The organism is Coraliomargarita parva, from assembly GCF_027257905.1.
Lineage (GTDB): Bacteria > Verrucomicrobiota > Verrucomicrobiia > Opitutales > Coraliomargaritaceae > Coraliomargarita_A > Coraliomargarita_A parva.
This window is the reverse complement of sequence record NZ_JAPZEI010000002.1, coordinates 449,171-471,406: the sequence shown is the minus strand read 5'-3', so window position 1 is coordinate 471,406 and position 22,236 is coordinate 449,171. Positions and strand designations below refer to the sequence as shown.

Annotated in this window: 20 protein-coding genes; 12 read left to right on the top strand and 8 right to left on the bottom strand. The window is 58.2% G+C overall.

The features are described from left to right. Window positions 1-2 precede the first annotated feature (2 nt). From O2597_RS04335 to O2597_RS04305, 7 genes are all read right to left on the bottom strand, one after another. On the bottom strand, window positions 3-2,120 hold the full coding sequence (locus O2597_RS04335) for a transglutaminase family protein (protein ID WP_269522968.1): 2,118 nt from the start codon (window positions 2,118-2,120) through the stop codon (window positions 3-5). Next, window positions 2,113-3,006 (bottom strand): transglutaminase family protein, encoded by an 894-nt coding sequence (locus tag O2597_RS04330; RefSeq protein WP_269522967.1) that lies wholly within the window; start codon window positions 3,004-3,006, stop codon window positions 2,113-2,115. The genes O2597_RS04335 and O2597_RS04330 overlap by 8 nt, the downstream gene beginning before the upstream one ends. Next, window positions 3,003-3,878, bottom strand: a complete 876-nt coding sequence (locus O2597_RS04325; protein WP_269522966.1) for a transglutaminase family protein — start codon at window positions 3,876-3,878, stop codon at window positions 3,003-3,005. The genes O2597_RS04330 and O2597_RS04325 overlap by 4 nt, the downstream gene beginning before the upstream one ends. Before the next feature lie 54 nt (window positions 3,879-3,932). After that, complete coding sequence (locus O2597_RS04320) at window positions 3,933-6,491, bottom strand: circularly permuted type 2 ATP-grasp protein (protein ID WP_269522965.1); 2,559 nt, start codon at window positions 6,489-6,491, stop codon at window positions 3,933-3,935. Window positions 6,492-6,533: 42 nt separating this feature from the next. Beyond that, window positions 6,534-7,445, bottom strand: a complete 912-nt coding sequence (locus tag O2597_RS04315) for a homoserine kinase (protein ID WP_269522964.1) — start codon at window positions 7,443-7,445, stop codon at window positions 6,534-6,536. Window positions 7,446-7,489: 44 nt separating this feature from the next. Further along, on the bottom strand, window positions 7,490-7,945 hold the full coding sequence (smpB, locus tag O2597_RS04310) for an SsrA-binding protein SmpB (RefSeq protein ID WP_345782997.1): 456 nt from the start codon (window positions 7,943-7,945) through the stop codon (window positions 7,490-7,492). Window positions 7,946-8,037: 92 nt separating this feature from the next. After that, window positions 8,038-8,250 carry a DNA-directed RNA polymerase subunit omega gene (locus O2597_RS04305; RefSeq protein ID WP_269522962.1) on the bottom strand — a complete coding sequence of 71 codons (213 nt, stop codon included), beginning with the start codon at window positions 8,248-8,250 and terminating at the stop codon, window positions 8,038-8,040. A 155-nt stretch (window positions 8,251-8,405) separates the two neighbouring features. Here O2597_RS04305 and rplM point away from each other — a divergent pair, with 155 nt between their 5' ends. From rplM to ispG, 12 genes are all read left to right on the top strand, one after another. Continuing rightward, the gene (rplM, locus tag O2597_RS04300; RefSeq protein ID WP_269522961.1) at window positions 8,406-8,831 is read left to right on the top strand and encodes a 50S ribosomal protein L13; all 426 of its coding nucleotides are present in this window, start codon (window positions 8,406-8,408) and stop codon (window positions 8,829-8,831) included. A gap of 30 nt (window positions 8,832-8,861) precedes the next feature. Beyond that, window positions 8,862-9,263 (top strand): 30S ribosomal protein S9, encoded by a 402-nt coding sequence (gene rpsI / locus O2597_RS04295; protein WP_269522960.1) that lies wholly within the window; start codon window positions 8,862-8,864, stop codon window positions 9,261-9,263. 200 nt (window positions 9,264-9,463) lie between these two features. Next, entirely contained in the window at window positions 9,464-10,486 is a 1,023-nt protein-coding gene (gene argC / locus O2597_RS04290; protein ID WP_269522959.1) for an N-acetyl-gamma-glutamyl-phosphate reductase, read from the top strand. 19 nt (window positions 10,487-10,505) lie between these two features. After that, window positions 10,506-11,738, top strand: coding sequence for a bifunctional glutamate N-acetyltransferase/amino-acid acetyltransferase ArgJ (gene argJ, locus O2597_RS04285; protein ID WP_269522958.1), 1,233 nt, complete (start codon window positions 10,506-10,508; stop codon window positions 11,736-11,738). 43 nt (window positions 11,739-11,781) lie between these two features. Continuing rightward, on the top strand, window positions 11,782-12,675 hold the full coding sequence (gene argB / locus O2597_RS04280) for an acetylglutamate kinase (RefSeq protein WP_269522957.1): 894 nt from the start codon (window positions 11,782-11,784) through the stop codon (window positions 12,673-12,675). A 108-nt stretch (window positions 12,676-12,783) separates the two neighbouring features. Further along, window positions 12,784-13,947: an aspartate aminotransferase family protein gene (locus O2597_RS04275; protein WP_269522956.1), complete on the top strand. Its 1,164-nt coding sequence runs from the start codon at window positions 12,784-12,786 to the stop codon at window positions 13,945-13,947. Between the two features lie 30 nt (window positions 13,948-13,977). After that, window positions 13,978-14,916 carry an ornithine carbamoyltransferase gene (argF, locus tag O2597_RS04270; RefSeq protein ID WP_269522955.1) on the top strand — a complete coding sequence of 313 codons (939 nt, stop codon included), beginning with the start codon at window positions 13,978-13,980 and terminating at the stop codon, window positions 14,914-14,916. A gap of 91 nt (window positions 14,917-15,007) precedes the next feature. Beyond that, on the top strand, window positions 15,008-15,763 hold the full coding sequence (gene uppS / locus O2597_RS04265; protein WP_269522954.1) for an undecaprenyl pyrophosphate synthase: 756 nt from the start codon (window positions 15,008-15,010) through the stop codon (window positions 15,761-15,763). 43 nt (window positions 15,764-15,806) lie between these two features. After that, window positions 15,807-16,637 (top strand): phosphatidate cytidylyltransferase, encoded by an 831-nt coding sequence (locus O2597_RS04260; RefSeq protein ID WP_269522953.1) that lies wholly within the window; start codon window positions 15,807-15,809, stop codon window positions 16,635-16,637. After that, window positions 16,638-17,798, top strand: a complete 1,161-nt coding sequence (gene dxr / locus O2597_RS04255) for a 1-deoxy-D-xylulose-5-phosphate reductoisomerase (RefSeq protein WP_269522952.1) — start codon at window positions 16,638-16,640, stop codon at window positions 17,796-17,798. Window positions 17,799-17,813: 15 nt separating this feature from the next. Next, window positions 17,814-19,280, top strand: coding sequence for an RIP metalloprotease RseP (gene rseP, locus O2597_RS04250; RefSeq protein ID WP_269522951.1), 1,467 nt, complete (start codon window positions 17,814-17,816; stop codon window positions 19,278-19,280). 66 nt (window positions 19,281-19,346) lie between these two features. Further along, window positions 19,347-21,458, top strand: a complete 2,112-nt coding sequence (ispG, locus tag O2597_RS04245) for a (E)-4-hydroxy-3-methylbut-2-enyl-diphosphate synthase (RefSeq protein ID WP_269522950.1) — start codon at window positions 19,347-19,349, stop codon at window positions 21,456-21,458. 74 nt (window positions 21,459-21,532) lie between these two features. On the opposite strand, the gene O2597_RS04240 is transcribed toward ispG, so the two are convergent. Then, a complete protein-coding gene (locus tag O2597_RS04240; RefSeq protein WP_269522949.1) occupies window positions 21,533-22,228 on the bottom strand; it encodes a hypothetical protein in 696 nt (231 codons plus the stop codon). Window positions 22,229-22,236: the final 8 nt, after the last annotated feature.

The following is a 22,236-nucleotide window of genomic DNA, read 5'->3' as shown; positions in this document are numbered from 1 at the left end:
GCCTATACGCGCAACTGGCGGCGTAAATCCAAGGTGTAGCGATACTCCGGAGCGAGCTTGGGTTCGTGGGACGTCGGTCGTCCGCCAATCAGATCATCCGCCGGCAGCCATCGTTCCGCCCGTCGTTCCCGGGCTTCTTCCGCATCGCCCGGGCGCCCATTGTAAACCGGCCCCCCGGGGTTCCAGTAGTGGTAGCGCGAAGCGGCCAGGGTTTCCCCCGATTTGCGGTCAACCCACTCAAGATGAAGGGGCGACTGGATCGGCACATGGGGATGCAAGGCGGGATACGCACTGGCACATTTGTAGCGGATGCCACAGATCATGCGCCCCCCGACTTCCTCAAACGGTACCCGTACGCCGTTGGCCAATAACATCCCCTTCTCCAACAGGCCTTTGTCCGATAAGGTCACCTGTAGACGGTCGCTTGAATTATCCACCACACGCACCGTCGAACTGCCGCGGCTTTCCTCTGCCATCAACGGCCAGGACTCGAAGGCACGGCGCACATCGATGCTCCCGTCTTCAAACTTGATTTGCCCGACCGAGGGACAGCGAAACTCAATGACTGCCTCCAGCCATGCAGGATCAAAATCAAAGCCATGTGCCTTCAGGTCCTTGCAGATGGCCAGTACATCCTCCCAGAGGAAAGCAGGCAGGAAGTAACGGTCGTGCAAATGTGGGCCGAAACGCTTCAACGGTTCCTTAAAGGGGGCTTCGAACAAGCGTGTAAAGATACTCCGGACAAACAAGGCGACCGCCGACATCGAATCGACCGTATTGTAGGTCTCAAAGGCCCGCAATTCCAGTATGCCGAGACAACCATTGGGCATGGCATAGTTGTGGAATTTATCGAAGCAGAGTTCAGACCGGTGTGTATTGCCGGACGAGTCGGTCATCAGGTTCTTCAGGAACTGGTCAATCAACTCGCCATTTGGCGTATCATGCATGTTTTCGATGCCCTCGCAGGCCACTTCCAACTCGTACAGACCATGCGTCGGCCCCTCGTCCACCCGTGGGGCCTGACTGCCGGGCCCCACATACTGCCCGGTAAACAAATAAGACAGCGCGGGGTGGTGTTGCCAGTAGCGCAGGATCGAAGTGATTCGCCTCGGGTCTTTTAGAAATGGATTCCGGGCGAGATCCGGGCCACCAAAGGCCAGGTGCGACCCCCCTCCGGTACCATAGACCGCGCCATTCATCTGGTATTTTTCCAGCTTCAACTCAACCTTGTCGGCCGCCTTGGCACATTCCCGCAAAATGAAATCGTATTCATGCCATGTTCGGGCCGGCGGTAGATTCACCTCCAATACCCCGGGGTCCGCCGCCAAGCCGAGGCTAATCACTTCCCCCTTCGTCTCGGAAGGCGCGTATCCGCAAAAAACAAGGTCGGCATAGTCCAGCCGTATGACCAATTCCCGGATCATACCGATCAGTTCGCGGAAGGCCTCCCAGGCCAGGGGTGGGATAAAGATCTCAAGTGCGCCCTCGCGCACCTCGACAGTCAAGGCACCCCGTGGACAGTCTTCGGCCAATTCATGCAGTGGCAGCCTCAATCCAATTGGGCTGTCACCGGCAAACACATCGATGGGCTTGTCGTCACTAAAGGGCCACGAAACCGACGACCACCGCCCCTGTTCGTTTGCCAGCGGAAGCACCCAGCCGACCGCATCCCATCCCCGTGCGTCCTGTTCGATGGCAGGCAACACCCCGGACTCAAGCCCCAGGGATTTCGCAATTTCATGTGCCAGGATCCGGGCATGCTCCTCATCGTTCCCGCCCGCAACATCATCAAGCAGTAGGCGCTCGGTTTCCGGCCAGAGTTCGCCGGCCGGCGTATGCAAGGTCACGACATTCCAACGCGGCAGTGGCTCTCCCGGGTACCACTTGCCAAAAACCTGCATCGCGAGGGCTTCGGGGTACACCGCATCGATCAAACAGGCAGCCATCCGTCGTGCATAGCCCAGCTTTTCCGGCCCCATGGCCGTGGTATTCCACTCAGGAGCATCCGGCAAGGCACTGACGAAGGTCGGCTCTCCGCCCATGGTGAGCTCAATCCCCGCCTGATGAAGCCGTGCTTCGAGTCCCTCGGCGAATTCGGTGATGTCTACGTGCTTACTCATGATTCAGGCGCTCCAGGTGAAGTTCGACCTCGAGTGTCGATTGGGTGGCGGTTTTGGAGAAGTAATTGCCTTGGACCGGATCGACCAACTTGGGGTCGTGCGAGACGGCCGAGGGTACGAAAAAGCCATTGGCAAGAATGCCGTTGGTCGGGTCAAAGCCCTTCCATCCGGCACCGGGCAGATAGACCTCGGCCCAGGCATGCATGGAACCCACGGCACGATTGAAGAAATGATTTTCCCCGTCCTCAACCGGAGGATCATACAGGTAGCCGCTCACGAAACGTGCCGCCAAACCCAGTTGACGAACGATGGCGACAAAGAGCATGGCCATGTCACGGCAGGAACCGGACATGAACTCCAAGGTCAGGTCCGGGTCCTGTATCCCCTCCTCATCCCGACGCACATAATCAATCTGCTTGTGGATGGCGGAATTCAACTCGGCGAGGAACTGCACAATATCGGGATGCTGGATAGGCTGGCTGACCGCCGAATAAAACCAGTCCAGCACACGCAGGGAACCGGGTTTCTGGCTCTTGTCCAGAAAGGGCTGTAAGGCCTGCGCATCCGAGGTTTCATAGTCAAAAGGGAAAGCGGTCGCGTATGGCTTGAGGATGAAATCGAATGGATTCTCGTCGGCCAATTCCAGTTCCATGTGCAAGTCGAATTCCAGTTCAGCGGATGTTTGCAGTCCGAAATTGCACACGCGAACCAGATTGCCGTAAACATCCCGGACCCATCGCTGCGAGGATGCCGGCTTGGTCTTAAGCTCGAACGAGCGGACCCGCCGCTGGTGGCTGTCCTGCGGACGCAGGAACAATGCGTGATCACTGAAGCTGACAGGCGCCTCATACTGATGCCGCGTACGGTGATGGATGGACAGTATCATAGCAAGGCAGCTGCAGGTTCCCGTTCCAGTGAAACCATAACTTTGAGTTTCTGGTCGAAGGCGCCCTTGTAGGTCCCGCGCATCGGGGCCACATCATTGTAATCGCGACCGACCGCGACCACGATATGACGTTCCCCGGCAGCCTGGTTATTGGTCGGGTCAAGCCCCCACCAGTATCCACCGGGCAAATACACCTCAACCCAGGCATGGCTGGCCGCCGCACCGATCAGCTTGGCGTCGGTCTTTTCAGGATCGTAGGCCTCGATATAGCCGCTGACATAACGTGCGGGTATTCCATTACTTCGAAGAATAGCCAGCATGAGATGTGCGAAGTCCTGACAAACCCCGCGGCGGGTTGCAACGACACGGCTGATCGGCGTCGAAATATCCGTTACGCCGGACCGGTATTCGAAACTCTTGAAGATCCATTCGTTCAGCTTCAGCAGGCATTCCCCGATGGGCTCCGCCTGACGGAAAAAGCGCTTCCGGATACGTCGATGCTGATGCAGCGGCACCAAGCCGGTCGGCTCCAAATACTCGAACAACTGGTAACGCGTGCTGTTATAGACCTGACGACACTCCCCCACCGGCGTATCCGTCACCCGCGACGGCAACTGAATGGGGAACGTCTCGACATTGGCTTCCGCCCGTACGGTAAGCGAAGTATGGCGGTGCGGGATGGAAAAGAACTCCACATTGTTGCCGAAGTAGTCGACATAGTGATCCACCAAAGTATCCGGCTCGATGCTCAATTCACGACTGAGTATCTTCTGTGCGGCGTTCGACTGGGGCCAGACACGCAATTCCGCGAACGATTCCGATGCCGGGGTATCGTAGACATACTGGGTGGTATGGGAAACGCGGAAACGCATGATTATGAAAGGTAAACGAGCAACATTAAGGCCAGAATGCAAGGAGGTCCATGCTTAGCCGATATCGAAGAGCATGGGGTCACGGGCAAAAGCGTCCTGGTGACTGAAAAAGACATCTTCGATACGTTCGTGAATGACCTCCACTTCCTGGGTCAAACGGTGCAGTTCGGCCTCGATCTGCTCCGCACTGAAAGGCATGTAAATGGACCCGGCATCACTGGTATCGACTCGTTCGATGCGGCTGTCCTGGTCCGCCAACAGGCTGAAGTTCTCCAGTTCGTCGATGAGCGCGGCAACACGGCCGAGCAGTCCCTGCCCCAGCTTTCGTTCTCCGGTAATGGAGAGCGTTCCAATCGCGTAATGCAGGTTACGCAGGCAGAATGAGAGGGAGCTCGGATTACTGCGCCCCTGGATGATGAGTTGCGCCACCCGGTCGATATAGGCACGGGAACGGAAAGTACGGCGGTAGGCATCCAACGAACCGAGGAGTCGCAGCAAGGCGGTCAGGTCGGCATTCTCCTCGTCGGTCGCACGGTACGATTCGATGATACGGGGCAAGGCGACTTCCAGAAGCAGAAGCGTCCCCATGGCGCGTTCGAAAAAGACCCCCACCCGGTAGAACTGCCAGGAATCATCATGCGACATGGTCCGTTCCACGGTCCCGTTAAAACGCGCGGCCTCACTCACGATGCGGTCCCCGATCGATCGCAAGCGGCTCCGGGAAAAGCGGCGACCCGCCTCATCCCGCATGAACAGATTCATTTCCTCCAAGACTTCACGGCATTCCGGACTGATGGTCTCGCGGACACTTTCGAGTGAATTGCGGGCGAATTGCAGGCAGGCCCGAACCGAAGCACCTTTATTGGGATCCATCAACAAGCTCTTGGAAAGCGCCAGGATATCGCGGGGCGGACGCTTTCGCTTGGCATAGGCCGACTGCCCCGTCGCCGCCGCCACCGACTGCAACAAGGGCCAATACGCACGCTGCTCGGAGCTGGCCATCTGGTCCCAGCGTAATTTCTCGAGTGTGGTGAACTGGCGCGCGGTATTCTCGGCGCGCTCGAGATAGCGTCCGGCCCAATACAGTGCCTCCGCCACCCGGCTGCCGATCGAGAAGCGGTTGCCGACCGGCATGGGCTCGCGCTTCGGTTTCGAATCCTCGATCACCGAATCCGGAACGAGGACATCCTTGAGTCCCTCGGTCACCAGGCTGAGACGGCGAATGCGATGTACCGGCGAACTGTGACGAGCCAAGCCTCCGGCGAGCACGATCGGTTCCTTGCCCAAGATGTAATAAACCCGCAGATAGACTCCTTGGCTGTCAAAACGGCCATCCCGGTAACGGGGCAAGCCGGAGGGCTCGGGAATATCCTGAGCCACAAAATACTGGGGATACTTCGTCGCCAGACGGTCCAGGGCACGGTCCTGCCCCTTCGGACGTCCTCCGATACGCGTCCAGATAATGTCGTGGTCCTGGATCGGCTTGAGAATGAGGCGGTCCCGGTTTTCCGCCACGTAGTCGCGTTGATCGACATCACTGAGATGGTAGGTTTTGACCGACTTGAGCAGTACGCCTTCACCACGGTAGTAGCTGATGATCCGCTCGTCGTAGCGGAGAAGCGCCCGATTGTCCGTCACCCCGGCCCCCGGCGCATTCACAATGGAAACATTGCCTTTCCGCCATACGTTGATCAGGCCGGGAATGCCTCCGCCACTACGGGGTACGGCAATCGGATCGAGGGAAGAACTTTCCACACGCCGGTAAAGCACGTCCACCGGCTCCAAGCCACGAATGGTCTTGAGGAAAAGCCGACTCTCCCGCACGAGAAGATCTCCGGGTTGTGCGATCGACAAACCCATGTGCCGCGCAATGAAAGCCTCTTCAAAGTACGCCTGCCCCGGCTTACCGGTAGTCAGGAGCACAATATGCGGATTCACCCGCTTGGACTGGGCCCGCAGCATTTCCAAAAGGAAGGTGCTGAAACCGGCCACCGGCGCCACATCGGTCCGTTCATAGAGCTCGGGCACAACCTGCGACAAAATACGCCGGTTTTGAAGCACATGTGAAATTCCGAAAGGTGTGCCCATATGGTGCTCCACCACCCGCCAGTCGCCATCCCCGACATCGACAAGGTCGAAGGCGCCGAATTGGGAGTACTCCCCGTATGGGACCTCAATCCCGCTCAGTTGCCGCTGAAACGCCGGATCGCGCAGGGGCAAATCATGCGAAATGACCCGCTCCCGGAGAATATTCTGCGCGCCGTACAGATCCGTGGCATAGGCATTGAACGCGAGTGCCCGCTGCACCACCCCTTTGGCGATCCGTTGCCATTCCCCGGCTGACAAGGCCAGCGGAAAGAGGTCCAGGCGCCAGGGGTTCTGTCGATGCCGCTTTCCGGTCATCTCCGAAAACTGAAGCCCCAGTTCGTCCACCGCCCGGTCCAGACGGCGTTGGCGCTCCGTCAATTCCTTCCGTGACAGGCCCTCGAAAGTCCGGATAATCGAATCGTACTTCAAACGCAATTCGCCGGTCCCCGTAAAAATGCCGGGCACCTCCGCAACCGCTTGGTCGCTGAAGTGATGCAAACTGTGGTTTGAGTCGAGGGAAGGCACGAGCGTGCAAAATGAAGGGGCACCTAAGGCATTGAAAGCAATTTATCGGTCGATCTTCACTTTCAGGCCTTCGTTTTCCGCTGTCAAACGGAACACACGGCTGTGGACACCGTTGGCCGTGTAGGCGGACTGCATCGCTTCCCCCACGGCCATGGCATGACTCCGGTCGCTCACGCAGATCACCGTCGAACCGCTCCCGCTCAACCAACCGGTGTAGGCTCCGGAGTGGCAACCCGCTTCAATCGCCTCATGACAGAAAGGATTGAGGGGCTCCCGGTACGGCTCATGCAGGTAGTCCACAACCGAGTCCTTGAGCCGGTCAAAATCGCCCGAAACCAAAATACCGACCAGGAATGCGAGGGAATTGGAACTTCGGACCGCATCCTTGAACGAAATGGACTCCGGCAGGACCTGGCGTGAATCCTCGGTCAAGACCTCATAATCCGGAGAGACCGCGACAAAAGCCAGGCTGTCCGGCAAGGCAAAGCGCACATGCTCACGGTAAGCAAATGTATCGGGGTCCGTACGGGCGATGCAAAAGCCCCCGGAAAAAGCCGCGCAGGTGTTGTCAGGCGCATTGTCGAGCTTGGCAACCAGGCTGATCAAGCTTTCGTTATTCAGGGGACGCGCAAAGTGCGCGTTCAACCCGGCCACAACCCCCGCCCGGATGGTCGAACTCGACCCCAGACCTCGGGCCTGCGGGACGTCGCCCCAAATCTCATAGGAAAACCCGCCGATCTCGACACCGGCCGACTGGGCAAAGCCCATAGCCGCTTCGACGACCATCTTTTGCGCGCCGGCAGATGCAGTATCCATAGCTTCAATACGGTCGTCCTCCCGCGGCGTAATGCGCACAAAGTTGTAGAGGCTCAAGGCGATACTGAGACTATCGAATCCCGGCCCACAGTTGGACGTGCTGGCAGGGATCTGGGCAATGACGGATTGTATAGACATAGGTAGAAAGGTATATGCTTTTCAGTTGATTGCGAACCGGACGCTCAACGTCCGCGCCGCATCTCACGCTCAGCTTCACGCATCACGACCTTGCGCTTGAGCGTCTCGCGCTTGTCGTGCAGTTTCTTGCCGGTGCAAAGCGCGATCTCGATCTTGATCAGCCCGTGCTTCAGGTAGATGCGTAGCGGCACGAGGGTCTTGCCCCCGGCATCAATAGCCCCAATCAGCTTATGAATTTCCCGGCGGTGCAGGAGGAGCTTACGCTTACGACGCGGCGGGTGGTTCTGGAAGTTGCCGAACTTGTACTCACCGATGTGCGCATTGTAGAGCCAGACCTGCCCCTTCTCGATTCGGCAGAAACTTTCGGTGATCTGGGCATTCCCGTCACGAATCGCCTTCACCTCCGTCCCGACAAGCGCAAGCCCCGCCTCGAAGCGCTCCCCGATAAAGTAATTATGGGAGGCCTTGGGGTTGCGGATCTCGCGGAAGCGATCATCCAGTTTCTGTTTCTTGGCGCACACGATGGTTCCTGTCTCCACGGCGCAGACCCGGGGAAGCTTTGGGTAGTCAACTCAGGGCGCGCGAAAGCCGCTCAGACTTCTTCCTCAGCTTCGTCGAGCTGGTAGGTAATCTTGCCTTCGATGATCTCGCGCAGGGCCATATCTTCGGCCGACAGGCGCTCAAGCGATTCGATCAGAGGCTTGTAGCCGCTCTTCAGTTGCTTGGCACGGCGAGAGACCACGTTGATCAAAATCATCGGGTCGGTGATCACCTTTTGCGCTTCCTGTAAATAATCGTCTCTCAAAGTAGTTTCTCCGCTGTGGTTAAATGTGGGAAAACAGCGCAAAATGAGCCTCCCGCCCTGCATTGCAATAAAAAATCGGCTTATTGCTAAAATTAGCTAAAATTCCCATTGACAGGCCTGAGGGCGATTCTACTGTTCACCGCTTTTCCAAAATCATGAAGACGACTTTAGCTACAAAAACCGACCATACCAAGACTTGGTACGTGGTAGATGCCGCCGATCAGACACTGGGCCGCATCGCCGTCAAAATCGCCAACGTCCTACGCGGCCGTCACAAGCCCACCTACACCCCGCACGTCGACACCGGCGATTTCGTGGTCGTAGTGAATGCAGACAAGGTTCGCCTCTCCGGCAAGAAGGAATCGGACAAGCGTTACATGTTCTACACCGGTTGGATGGGTAACGAAAAGTATATCAACGTGTCCGACATGCGCCAAAAGAAGCCCGAGTTCATCCTCGAGCACGCCATCAAGGGCATGCTGCCGCGCAACACCCTGGGCCGTCAAATGATCAAGAAGCTTAAGATCCACGCGGGTCCGGAGCATCCTTACGAAGCACAACAGCCCAAGCCGCTGGTCTAACCCCCTCGCTGGACAATCCTTTTTTACATCATGGCAACTACTGCAGAACAAACTTACGTCACCGTCGGCCGTCGCAAGACCGCTACGGCTCGTGTCCGCCTCACCCGCGGCACCGGCAAGATTGAAGTCAACGGCCAAGAGCCGGAAGCCTACTTCAAAACCGAAGACTTCACCCGTGCCGCCCTGTCCCCGCTGAAGACCGTTGAAATGGCCGATCAAGTGGATATCAAGGTCAAGGCAGAAGGCGGAGGTCTCAACGGCCAAGCCGGTGCAGTCCGCCTCGGGATTGCCCGTGCGCTGGAAAAGATGAACGGCGATCTTCGCGAAGCCCTCAAGAAGGACGGTCACATGACCCGTGACCCGCGCTCCCGTGAACGTAAGAAGTCCGGTCAACCGGGCGCACGTAAGCGTTTCCAGTTCTCCAAGCGTTAATCGCAGCGGCAAAGGACGCAGATTTTTGCAAACCCTCCAAGGCCGTGCCGCGTGCTTTGGAGGGTTTTTGTTTTTCAGAGTCCCGCACTCCGAGTTATTTTCTAATACTGGCGTTTTCTTCTATAAGTTGCACAGCTCTAGCTGGGGCGTATAAGGTCCGCCAATCCATCCGAATTCAGATCCCCCTTTTTGTTATCAGCATGAAAGCAGCAGTCATCGGTGCATCCGGCTACTCGGGCGAAGAGTTGGTCCGGCTTCTTTCCAGGCACCCACAGGTCGAGTTGGCCGCCGTCACCTCCCGTTCACTGGCCGGCCAATCGGTGGCCGATGTGATGCCGGCGCTCAGGCATGCCGTGGGCGAGCTGAAATTCACGGCCTCGGATCCGGCGGAACTGGCGGCCAATACGGAGCTGGACGTCTTCTTTCTCGCCCTCCCCCACGGAGTGGCCACCGAATTTGCCAAGCCGCTCTATGAAGCGGGCAAAACCGTGATCGATTTGAGTGCGGACTTCCGGTTGAACAACCCGGCCACCTACGAGAGCTACTACGGACACCCGCACCCGGCCCCGGAGCTGCTCAAGGCCGCTCCCTACGTCATTCCGGAGTTGGCGGATCCCGCATGGAAAGCGTCCAATTTGATCGCCTGTCCCGGTTGCTACCCGACCAGCATCCAAATCCCTCTGATTCCCCTCCTCCGGGCCGGCCTGATCGCTCCCTCCGGCATCGTCATCAACAGCTACAGCGGCGTCAGCGGCGCTGGACGGAAGGTCGCGGAAGACTTTATCTACTGCGAGCGGAACGAAAGCATGAAGGGCTACGGCATGCCGCGGCACCGGCACCTCTCGGAAATCGAGGAGCAATTGGAAAAGGCGGCCTTCGCCGATGTGATAGTACAGTTCAACCCGCACCTGGCACCTGTCACACGGGGCATTGCCACCACCATCGTAGCCAAGGCAAAGTCCTCATTGGAAACAGTTTACAGCACCTGGAACAAGATCTACGAGGGCAAGCCCTTCGTCAGCGTCCTGCCCAGTGGCAGCTTCCCGGACACCAAGCATGTCACTGGAACCAACCGGGTCGACATCGCCGCGGTCTATGACTCCCGGACAGACAATTTCGTCATCACATCGGTGATCGATAACCTGGTCAAGGGAGCCAGCGGCCAAGCTGTACAAATCCTCAACCTCAAGGCCGGGTTCCCGGAAACAGCCGGACTCGTCTAATCCCATCTTTTAAGCTGCCATGGAAAAGCCCATCACAGTGACCTTGACCGAAAACTCGAACGGACTGGCCGACTGTCCGGGCTACAAGCTCGCCGGCGTCGCCTGCGACATCCGTGAGACCGGCAAGGAACGTCTCGACCTTGCTCTGGTCATCGCCGAAGCGCCCTGCAACGCAGCCGGTGTCTTTACCCTCAACGATGTGTGTGCCGCACCGGTCCACGTCTGCAAGGCCATCCTCGAACAGCCCGCCGTACGCGTGGCCGGCTTTGTCGCCAATAGCGGCAACGCCAACGCCTGCACCGGCGAGCAAGGCATGGCGGATGCCAGGGAAATGTCCACCCTGGCCCAAATTGAAACCGGAATCGAACAGCCCTTCCTGGTCTGCTCCACCGGCCGGATCGGCCGGAAGCTGCCGATGGGAAAAATGAAAGCGGGCATGGCCGCAGCGGCCGTACAATTGGCCGACGAATCCGAAAGCTCGCTCCAGGCAGCCGATGCCATCCTGACCTCCGACACGCGCCGCAAGGTTGCCACCGCGCGCTTCGTGTATCAGGGACAAACCGTCACAGTGGCCGGCATGGCCAAGGGTGCCGGCATGATCGAACCCAATATGGCAACCATGCTGGCCTTTCTCGTGACCGATCTGGAAGCGGACAACAGCACGCTCAAGGACGCCTTGACGGCGGCCTGCAACAAGACTTTCAACCGGATCTCAATCGACGGGGACATGAGCACGAATGACACCGTGCTTCTGTTTGCAAACGGCAAGTCCGGGATCGAAGCCAAGGACTCACCCGACCTACTGGAAGCCTTCCGTGAAGCAGTTTACAAGGTCTGCGACATTCTCGCGGAAAAGATCGTGGGCGACGGCGAAAAGGTCACCAAGCTGGTTGAGCTGATCGTCGAAGGCTGCGCCAGCGAGGCAAACGCGGAGAAAGTCGCCCGTGCCGTGGGCAATTCGCTCCTGGTCAAGTCATCATGGTACGGGTCAGACCCGAACTGGGGCCGTCTTGCCGATGCCGCCGGTTATGCCCGGGTCGGACTGAAAGAGGAATGTTTCGACATCCACTACGACGATGTCCCGGCCCTGATCGGCGGCCGTCCGCAGGACCAGAACATCCCTCAATGGAAGGCCATCGTGGCAAAAAAACGCTTCCGGATCACTCTGAACTTGAATCAGGGGCCCGCCTCCTTCCGTTTACTCACCTCCGATTTGAGCGAAGCCTACGTCGACTTCAACAAGTCCGAGTAGTTACTGCTTCATCTCTTCGTTATTTTCAGCCTATTATAATTCGATGATGCCACTCACCGACCATCTGGATGTCACCACCAAGGCCGCCGTTCTACTGGAGGCTCTTCCCTATGTGCAGCGTTTTCGCGACTGTATTTTCGTGATCAAGTACGGCGGCGCCTTTATGGATGCGGCCGACCCCGAGGTGCGTACACGCGTAGCCACGGACATCGCCTTCCTGCATGCGGTCGGCATCAAGGTCGTGGTCGTTCATGGAGGCGGGAAAGCCATCACCCGCGCCCTGGCGGAAGCCGAGGTCGAGACCCGTTTCGAGCACGGCCTCCGGGTCACGGATGCCGCATCGGTCAATATTGTCGAACACACGCTCAACAAGGTCGTCAACCTGGAGATCTGCGAGATTCTCCAGGCCAAGAGTGCACGCCCGCTGGGGCTGCCCGGCAACGGCATTCTGGTCTGCGACAAGAAGCAGGTTGAAATCGACGGGGAAGCGGTGGATATCGGCTATGTCGGCGAGACCCACACGGTCAAAACCAAGATCATCCGCAAGGCGCTCAATGACGGCTACATCCCCGTCATATCCCCCATCGCCTGCGATGAGGACGGCCAGATCTACAATACCAATGCGGATGCCGCGGCCGGACGTGTTGCGGCCGCCCTGCGGGCCCGACGATTGGTCTACCTGTGCGATGTCCCCGGCCTGATGCACGATATCCAGGATCCGTCCACTTTGATTTCCTCGTTAAAGATCAACGAGATCGACGGACTGGTTCAGGACGGCACCATCAGCAAGGGCATGATCCCGAAGACCGACAGTGCGGTCAAAGCACTGCTCAGTGGCGTCCACCGTGTCCACTTCGTTGATGCCGAACAGCCGCATAGCCTCCTACTGGAGATCTTCACGGACAAGGGCGTCGGGACCGAAATCGTGAATGCTTAGGCAGCAGGACAGTTATCCGGTTTTCAGTTTCCCAGTCATCTGTTCCGAACTGAAAACCGAACAACCGAAAACCGAACAAGTTTAAATACAATGCACCACCCAAGTTTAATGAAAAACTACGGCCCGCCCGCGTTTAACGCCGTGCGGGGCGAAGGGGTTTACCTATTTGACGCAGACGGCAAGCGCTACCTCGATTTCGGCAGCGGCATCGCCGTCACATCCGTCGGCCACTCGCACCCGGCATGGGTCAAGGCCGTCCAGGAACAAGCCGGCACGCTGGTTCACTGCAGCAACCTCTACGGCATACCGGGCCAGCAGAAACTGGCCGACCGTCTGGTCGCCCAGGCAGGCCCGGGACGGGTCCTGTTCTGCAACAGCGGAGCCGAAGCCAATGAAGCGCTCCTCAAGCTCGCCCGCCTGCATGGCCGGAAGCTCTCGAACGACGAGGAAGGCAAGCGCTACACCGTCGTCGCCGCGAAAAATGCATTTCACGGCCGGACATTCGGCGGCATGGGAGCCACCCCCCAGGAAAAGATCCAAGGCGGCTTCCGCCCCATGCTGGACGGTTTCAAGTTCGGCGAACTGAACAAGATCGAGACCTTCGACGCATTGGTCGACGAGACCGTGGCTGCTGTATTCGTGGAAACAATACAGGGCGAAGGCGGCGTGTTCCCCGCGGAGAATTCCTTCCTGCAGGAGCTGCGTGCCCTCTGCACGGAACGGGGCGCCCTGCTTATGCTCGACGAGGTGCAGTGCGGCATCGGACGGACCGGCAATTTCTTCGCCTACGAAGCCAGCGGCATCCGGCCGGACGCGATCGGAATGGCCAAGGGCTTGGGCGCAGGCTTCCCGATCGGGGCCATCTGGGTCGCAGAGGGCTACGACGAGCTCTTCCAGCCCGGTTCCCACGGCACCACCTTCGGCGGCAACCCCCTGGCCTCCGCAGCGGCCAACGCGGTACTCGACATCATTGAGTCCGAGGAGTTGCTGGCAAAGGTGACGGCCAACTCCAAATCCTGGCATGCATCCCTCCAAGCACTGGTGAAAAAATACCCCCAGCACATCGAAGGGATGCGGGGTGCCGGCTACATGGTCGGTCTCGGTCTTCATGCGGACGGCCTTGCCGTCACCAAGGCCGCCCGGGACAAGGGCCTGCTGATCGTCCCCGCCGGCCACAACACCATCCGACTGCTTCCAGCACTGATCGCCACGCCGGAACAACTCGCCGAGAGCGTCCGCATCCTCGACGAGGTATTCGCATCGTTCAACTAATCCCGTATCTCGAATCCCGAATCCCGCAGAATGAAACATTTCCTCAAAGAAACCGACTTCACCCTCGAACAGGCCCAGGACGTCTTTGCCCTGGCCAAGGAATTCAAGGCCAACCGCCTGAATTGCCCGCCCGCCCTCAACATGCAGTCCTGGGGTCTGCTCTTTTACAAAAGCAGCACCCGTACCCGCGTCTCTTTCGAAGTCGGCATCAACGAACTCGGCGGCTTCCCGGTCGTATTGAATTCCCAGAACACCCAGATCGGGCGCGGGGAAACCATTGAGGATACCTCCAAGGTCCTCTCCCGCTATCTGCATGGACTCGTGATCCGCACCTTCGAGCACGAAATCGTGGAAACTTTCGCGCGGCATGCCAGCATGCCGATCGTCAACGGGCTGACCGATTTCAATCACCCCTGCCAGCTTTACACCGACATCTTCACCCTGCTGGAGCGCTACGACCCGGAAAATGTGTCGATCGAAAGCCTGAAGGGCAAAAAGGTCGCCTATCTGGGGGACAGCGCCAGCAACATGGCGAACTCCTGGATCATCACCGCAGCCATGTTCGGAATGGAAATCGCCCTCTCCGGCCCGGAGGGTTTTGAACCGCAACAGGAGGTGATCGACGCCTTGAAGGCCGACGGCTTGCCGGTGGAGTACACCTATACCCTCGACCCGAAGAAAGCCATGCAGGATGCCGATGTCGTGTATACCGATGTCTGGGTCTCGATGGGCGACGAAGCCGAGGCCGTGACGCGCAAGGCACAGATGGCCCCCTACTCGGTCACCAGCGAACTGATGGCCCTGGCCAAAGCGGACGCCTATTTCATGCACTGCCTCCCGGCTCATGCCGGCGAAGAAGTCACCCAAGACGTCCTCGACAGTCCGCAATCCATCATTTTTGACGAGGCGGAAAACAGGCTGCACGCCCAGAAGGCGATTCTCGCCAAACTGGTCGAGCTCAATCAGTAAGCCTTGAATCCGCAGCCGGACTGCCTTTCGCATTGCACGTGATGCGGGCTGCGTTTTAACTGTGCCTGATACCTGTCTGTCAACCAATCGCATGTCTGAGACCTTGGAAACCCTGCCTTCAACTGACCGCAAAGTGCCTCAGCACGTTGCGATCATCATGGACGGCAACGGCCGCTGGGCCCGCAAGCAGGGCCTGCCCCGAATTGAGGGGCACCGCCGGGGCGCGGAATCGGTCAAGCGTGCCCTCAACGCCGCCCGGGACTTCGGGGTTCGTTACCTGACACTCTACGCCTTCAGCGTGGAAAACTGGAACCGCCCCAAGGAGGAGGTCGACGGGCTGATGAAACTGCTGGAGCGCTTTCTCGTGGACCAGCACAAGGAACTGATGAAGCGGAAGATCCGCCTACGCGTGGTGGGCCGCTATCGGGAATTGCCCGTGCGGATTCAGGAATTGCTTCAGCGTGCCGAGGCCGACACGAGCGATTTCAAAGACCAGACTCTGGCACTGGCGCTCAATTACGGCTCCCGTACCGAAGTGGTTGACGCCATGCAGGCCATCGCCCGTGCGGCACAGGCGGGAACCCTGGATCCGGAGAAGCTGGACTACGAAACATTGCGCAGCTACCTGTACACCAAGGACATGCCCGACCCGGACCTCGTCATCCGCACCTCCGGCGAGTATCGTTTAAGCAATTTCCTCATGCTTCAGGCGGCATACGCCGAAATCTACACAACCTCCGTATTCTGGCCCGAATTCACCGAGGCGCACTTCAAAGCGGCGCTGGACGACTATGCGGCGCGGGAACGACGTTACGGCAAAACCGCAGAACAGTTGCAAAACGCCTGAACGCCGCTAAGACAGACATATTCCAACCCCTGAGACACCTTTCATGCAGCAACGCTTCATCAGTTTTACAATTCTCTGGACGACGCTCGTCGTCTCGCTGCTGATCTTCGGCGTACATGCCGGAGTCTTCCTCGTCGCAGCCATCGCCTGCATGACACAACTGGAGCTCTACCAGTTGTTTGAAAAGATCGGCCTGTCCCCGATGAAGCCACTCGGCCTCGCCTGTGGGGTGGTCATCGTCCTGGGTTCCTATTACCTGGGCGGCCTCGACTCCGGAAACGATCTTTTTCTACTGAGTTTCCTCGTACTGACCATCACGATCATCCGTATGGATGTTCAAGCAGGCCGGCTTCGCAGCTTCATGCCGACCCTGTTCGGGCTGATCTACGTCCCCTACCTGTTGCATTTCCTGATCAAAATCGTCAAGACCGCCGAATACAATGACTATGGGGCCAACACGGGAATCTTCCTCACGGTCTGGGTCGTCGCAGTCGCCAAGTGCACCGATGTCGGCGGTCTGCTGGTCGGCATGAAATTCGGAAAGACCCCGCTTTCCATCATCAGTCCGAAAAAGACCTACGAAGGTGCGGTCGGCGGCGTGGTCAGCGCGGTGCTGGTCGGCCTCGTTTTTCTCGGCCTCTTCAACAACTTCGCTCCGGAAGGTTTCAGTTGGTGGCTTGCCGCCTTGATCGCCGTGCCGATCTCGATCGCCTCGATCGCCTCAGACTTGGTGGAATCCGCCTTCAAGCGTCAGGCCGAGGTCAAGGACTCCGGCAGCATTATCCCGGGAATCGGGGGCATTTTCGACCTCTCGGACAGCCTGATCCTGACGGCACCCCTGGCTTACCTGCTGTTCAAATACTCGATTTTCTAAATGTCGGACCCGGGGCCAAGGAAGATCGTCCTGCTAGGAGCCACCGGTTCCATTGGCGGCAGCACACTACGTGTACTGCGGGCCCATCCGGACAAGCTGCAGCTCGTCGGAGTGGCCGCCAATGGAAATGACCGGGCTCTGGCGGAGATCTGCCGGGAGTTCAAGGTGCCGCACGCGGCCTTGTCGGACGAAGCGGCCTATCGCCGGGCCCAAACCGACGGCCAGTTTCCCGCCGGAACACAGATCCACGGCGGCCCGGATGCGCTCAGCGCTATTGCCACCCTGGAGGAGGCCGAGATTGTGCTGGTTGCGGTGGTGGGTGCCTGCGGCTTGAAACCGGCCCTTGCCGCCATCGAGTCCGGCAAGGACATCGCGCTGGCCAACAAGGAACTGCTCGTCCTCGGCGGTGCATTTGTGATCGAAGCCGCCCAACGCAAGGGTGTACGCCTCCTGCCCACCGACAGCGAGCACAATGCGATCTTTCAATGCATCGAGGGCTACCCCGGACGTCAGCTGGACAAGCTGATCCTGACCGCGTCAGGCGGCCAGTTCAGGGATGCACCGGTCGAAGCCCTGGCCTCGGTCACACCGAAGGATGCCACCCAGCATCCGAACTGGAGCATGGGCCCGAAAATCACCGTCGACTCGGCCACGATGGCGAACAAAGGACTTGAGCTGATCGAAGCCTTCTGGCTTTTCGGGCTGGAACCTGAGCGCCTCGAAGTGGTCATTCATCCACAAAGCATCGTCCATTCCTTCGTCCAATTCATCGACGGCTCGATCCTCGCCCAGCTCAGCCCGCCTTCCATGACTTTCGCCATTCAGCACTGCCTGCTTTACCCCGAGCGCGCCAAAGGAGTCGATGCGACGCTGGATTTCACCCAGGCCATGCAACTGGACTTCAAGGCACCCGACTTTTCCCGCTATCCCTGCCTCGAACTGGCCTACGACGCCCTCCGCACCGGCGGCAGTGCGATGGCCGTCTTCAATGCCGCCAATGAAATCGCGGTCGGACGCTTCCTCGCCAAAGAGGTCGCCTACCTTGATATTCCGAAGATCATCGGGCATTGTTTGAATACAATGTCAAAGACCCAACCAACCGACATCGCAGCCTTGCTTCAAATTGACCAGGAGGCACGCTCCCTCGCGCTCAACTACTGACTTTCCGATACACACATGGCTTACCTGCTCAATTTCTGGTACATCGCTATCGCCCTCTTCTGCCTCGGCTTCTGTATTTTCATCCATGAACTCGGCCACTTTATCGCGGCCAAGAAGCGCGGCCTGATCGCAGACCGTTTTTCCATCGGCTTCGGCCCACGCCTCTTCGGCTGGCACCGTAACGGTACCGATTTCCGGATCTCGCTGCTGCCACTGGGCGGCTATGTCTCTCTCCCTCAACTGGCGGACATGGGCCGCTTGGAAGGCGGCGAAGGCGACGAGGCCGACAAGCTGCCCCCGATCTCCTATGCCGACAAGATGATCGTCGCCGTCATGGGCGCGGTGTTTAATTTGATTCTGGCATTCGGCCTGTCCCTGATCCTCTGGTGGGTCGGACAGGACATTATCAAGTCCACCGAAGTCGATTTTGTTGCGCCGGAAATCGTAAATTCCGAGGGTGCGATCGTCCCCGGTCCCGCTTTTGAAGCCGGCCTGAAAGAAGGCGACATCATCCTGAAGGTCGATAACGAAGGTGTAGGTGACTGGATGCAGTTCAACAATGCCGTCATGACCGGCACCGGTCGCGACGAGGAAGGTCGCGCCTTCGCCGATGTGACCGTGTTGCGGGATGAGCAGACAATGACATTCAGAGTTTATCCGGCCTTGGTGACCTCCGAAGATATCCGGTATATTGGAGTGGATCCCGGCACAGATCTCGTAGTCAGCCAAGTGCAGCAAAATATGCCTGCCGCCGAAGCCGGTCTGTTACCAGGTGACAAGCTCTTGGCATTGGATGATCAAGCAATCGCCTCCTCGGCCTTTTTGAGCGTCTACCTTAGTAACCATGAAGGTGGCCCCATCGATCTGAAAGTGCTTCGAAACGGCGAAGAAGTGGTACTGCCGATCGTGCCCAAAATAGCGCCAGGTGAGACCCAACCTCGATTTGGCTTTGCCTACTTTTATGAGGCAAAGACTGAACGAGTGCATCGCAATCCGATCGAACAAATCGGCATTATGGCCAACACCATGCGCCTGACCCTCGTTGCCTTGGTGCACAAGAGTTCCGATGTTAAAGTTCGTAACATGAGTGGCCCGGTCGGCATCGTACACGGACTGACCTCGATGGCCCGTTATGGCTGGATCGATGTGGTTTGGTTTCTGGCCCTGATCAATGTGAACCTGGCCATATTCAACCTGCTGCCCATCCCGGTCCTCGACGGCGGCCACATGCTCTTCGCCACAATTTCCAAGCTAATTGGACGCCCCCTGCCCCGCAAGCTGATGGAAAACCTGCAAGTCGCCTTTGTCGTGCTCCTGTTGAGCTTCGTCGCCTACGTAAGTTTCTACGATGTGAAGCGCGTCGGCGTCGACGCCGGTATCATTGACGACGCCCCTCAGGTAAAGCAGAACGCAAAGGACAAAGAAGCCAACCCGGCCATCGAAAATACTGAGCCGGCACCCACTGCCGTCGATGCGGAGTAGCCGGGGATTTCATAAGACGAAATTTAGCGTGCATCCGCATCCATTCGCAGTTTCAAAATATCGGTCATGAGTTCTCCCGTGCTTGCCCAACTCGACTACTGCGCCTCCCGCTTTATTGCCAAGCGGCGTTCAACCCGGGAGGTAATGGTCGGCAACATCGGCATCGGCGGGCACCACCCGATCCGCGTGCAGTCGATGACCACGACGAACACCCAGGACGTGGACGCCACCGTAAAGCAGACACTGGCGCTGGCCGAAGCGGGTTGCGAAATCGTCCGGATCACCGCACCGAACAAGAAGGCCGCCGAGGCACTCGGCGAGATTTCAAAGAAGCTACGTGCGGCCAAGTGCGAGGTCCCGCTGGTTGCGGACATCCATTTCCTGCCCTCTGCGGCCATGGAAGCGGCCAAGCATGTCGAAAAGGTCCGTATCAATCCGGGCAACTATGCCGACAAGAAAAAGTTCGCCGTGCAGGAATACAGCGACAGCGCCTACGAGGAGGAACTCGAGCGCCTGCACGAAGCCTTTTCGCCGATCGTGCTGCGCTGCAAGGAGCTCGGACGCGCCATGCGCATCGGGACCAATCATGGCTCCCTCTCCGACCGGATCATGAACCGCTACGGGGACAGCCCGCTCGGCATGGTCGAGAGCGCACTGGAGTTCATCCGTATCGCGGAAAGCCATGACTATCAGGATATCTGCCTCTCACTCAAAGCCAGCAACCCGAAGGTCATGATCGAAGCCTACCGTCTCGCCGTGGCCCGGATGAAGCAGGAGGGCATGGACTACCCGCTCCACCTCGGCGTGACCGAGGCCGGTGATGGCGAAGATGCCCGGGTGAAGAGCGCGATTGGCATCGGCACCTTGCTCAACGACGGCCTGGGCGACACCATCCGCGTGTCTTTGACTGAAGATCCGATCTACGAGGTCCCCGTCGCCCGTGACCTGGCGCATAAGGCGATGACACTCTGGAATGCACAGGCGGACTCCCAGTTGGGTGAACCGCTGAAGGACAGTATCGATCCCTTTGATTTTCGACGCAGGGAAACCCGCACGATCGAGCTGGGGCCCGACTGCAGCATCGGCGGCGAATCCTTGCCGGCGGTCATCGTTAAAACCGCGCACCCAGTCGGCGAAACAGCTGCCATCATCCAAGATGTCTGCATTGTTCAAACCAAGTTCAAGGACAGTAAAATCGAAGGCCTGCAAGTCGAGATCCAGACAGCCGTAGATCTGGAACCTTTCAGGGGCCTGCACGAAGCCCTCCATAGTGTGGTAAAAGCCTTTGTGCTGGAACTCGGGGTAGGCATCGACCTCTCGGAGCTCGAAGCCTACGAGTGGCCCGATGGACTCGCAGGCATCATACTCCTTCAGTCGGTCAGCCGGGAGGACAGTTTCTACGCCCAAAGCCTGCTGCAGTTCTGCAGGGGCAAGGGGTTTAATCTTGCACTCGACTGCTCGGCTGAAGCGCTTCGCGAGGAAATCGGCCCGCGTCTCCAGGCCATGGGGAGCGCCAATTTAATTCTTTCGACCGCGGGATGTTCAAAGCGTCCGCAAGCGGACACGCGACAGAGCAACGATCATAGTATCGCCGCTTGCGGCGGCTCCGCTCACCCGCTCGGCCAATACCGCGCTCTCGCAGAAGCGACCCGGGATACGATAGCCGACGCCCCGATCTGGATTCGTAACACCACAGGCAACACTCTTGCGCCCAAAAACTATTACGCGGATCGATTATTGGAAGCCAGTGTCATCAGCGGTGGGCTTCTCTGCGACGGCATAGGCGACCTCATCAGTGTGGAAACCGAACCCATGCTCGATAAGGCCACGGCCTTGGCTTACAACATCCTCCAGGGCGCCAAGGCACGCATATCCAAGACCGAATTCGTGGCCTGCCCGAGTTGCGGGCGCACACTCTTTGACCTGCAGAGCGTCACACAGAAAATCCGTGCCCGTACCGATCACCTGAAGGGCGTGACCATCGCCATCATGGGCTGTATTGTCAACGGCCCCGGTGAAATGGCCGACGCCGATTTCGGCTATGTGGGCGGCGCCCCCGGCAAGATCAATCTCTACGTCGGCAAGGAGTGCGTGAAATACAACGTCGCCTCCGCCGAAGCCCTGGACCGCCTGATCGACCTGATCAAGGAGCATGGCAAGTGGGTGGAGCCTAGTTGAAGACTTTCAGTTCGAGCCAACAAAAAACGGGTGTGGCCAAGCACACCCGTTTTGGAGAAATCTTGTGTGTTCGATTATCTGTACTTCCGGTTTCGAGCGAGCATACAGCATGGGATCAGACCGAGTCCTATGAACAGCCCCATCGTAGCCGGTTCGGGAATTACGGTAATCCGCAGACCATTGATAAAGCCCATCAAATCCTGACCGGATGTGGCGACGGTAAGGGTAATCGTGTCATTCGAGACGCCTGTTGGAACGACATTATTCCAAGTCAAAGGCGTGCCAGTTAGAAAACCATCGGTATATGCATTGTAGTCATCTCCGTACAAAGCAACGCCGCCGCCACTATCCGCAAAGCTGCCATTCACCTGAATATCTGCCAAGCGGACGCCAGTGTCAGAATAAACGGAGCTGATCAGTTCGAGCTTATAATTGTCTCCACTGAAACCACTGATTGTTAAAGTGGCGGTGATGCCGGTAGAATCAACTGTCTGATCGCGAACAAAGAAATAAGAGACTCCGGTCTCCCCAAACGTAGAGCCGTCATTATCGAATACGCCGGCATGGTTTCCAGTCGAACTGCTATCCTGGAAATTCTCAAAATCGAAATTCAAAGTATCACTTCCCCAGACGACGTCACCGTCAGTGGGGCTGTAAAAGTGTTCCGTGCCCGCAACGGTAGAACCGTTGAAATTAACAATGAGCGACTGCGCCGGCAGGGATGAAAGGGCGCAGCAGGTGAGTGGGAGTATCAGTAGGTTGTTTTTCATGGTGGCCT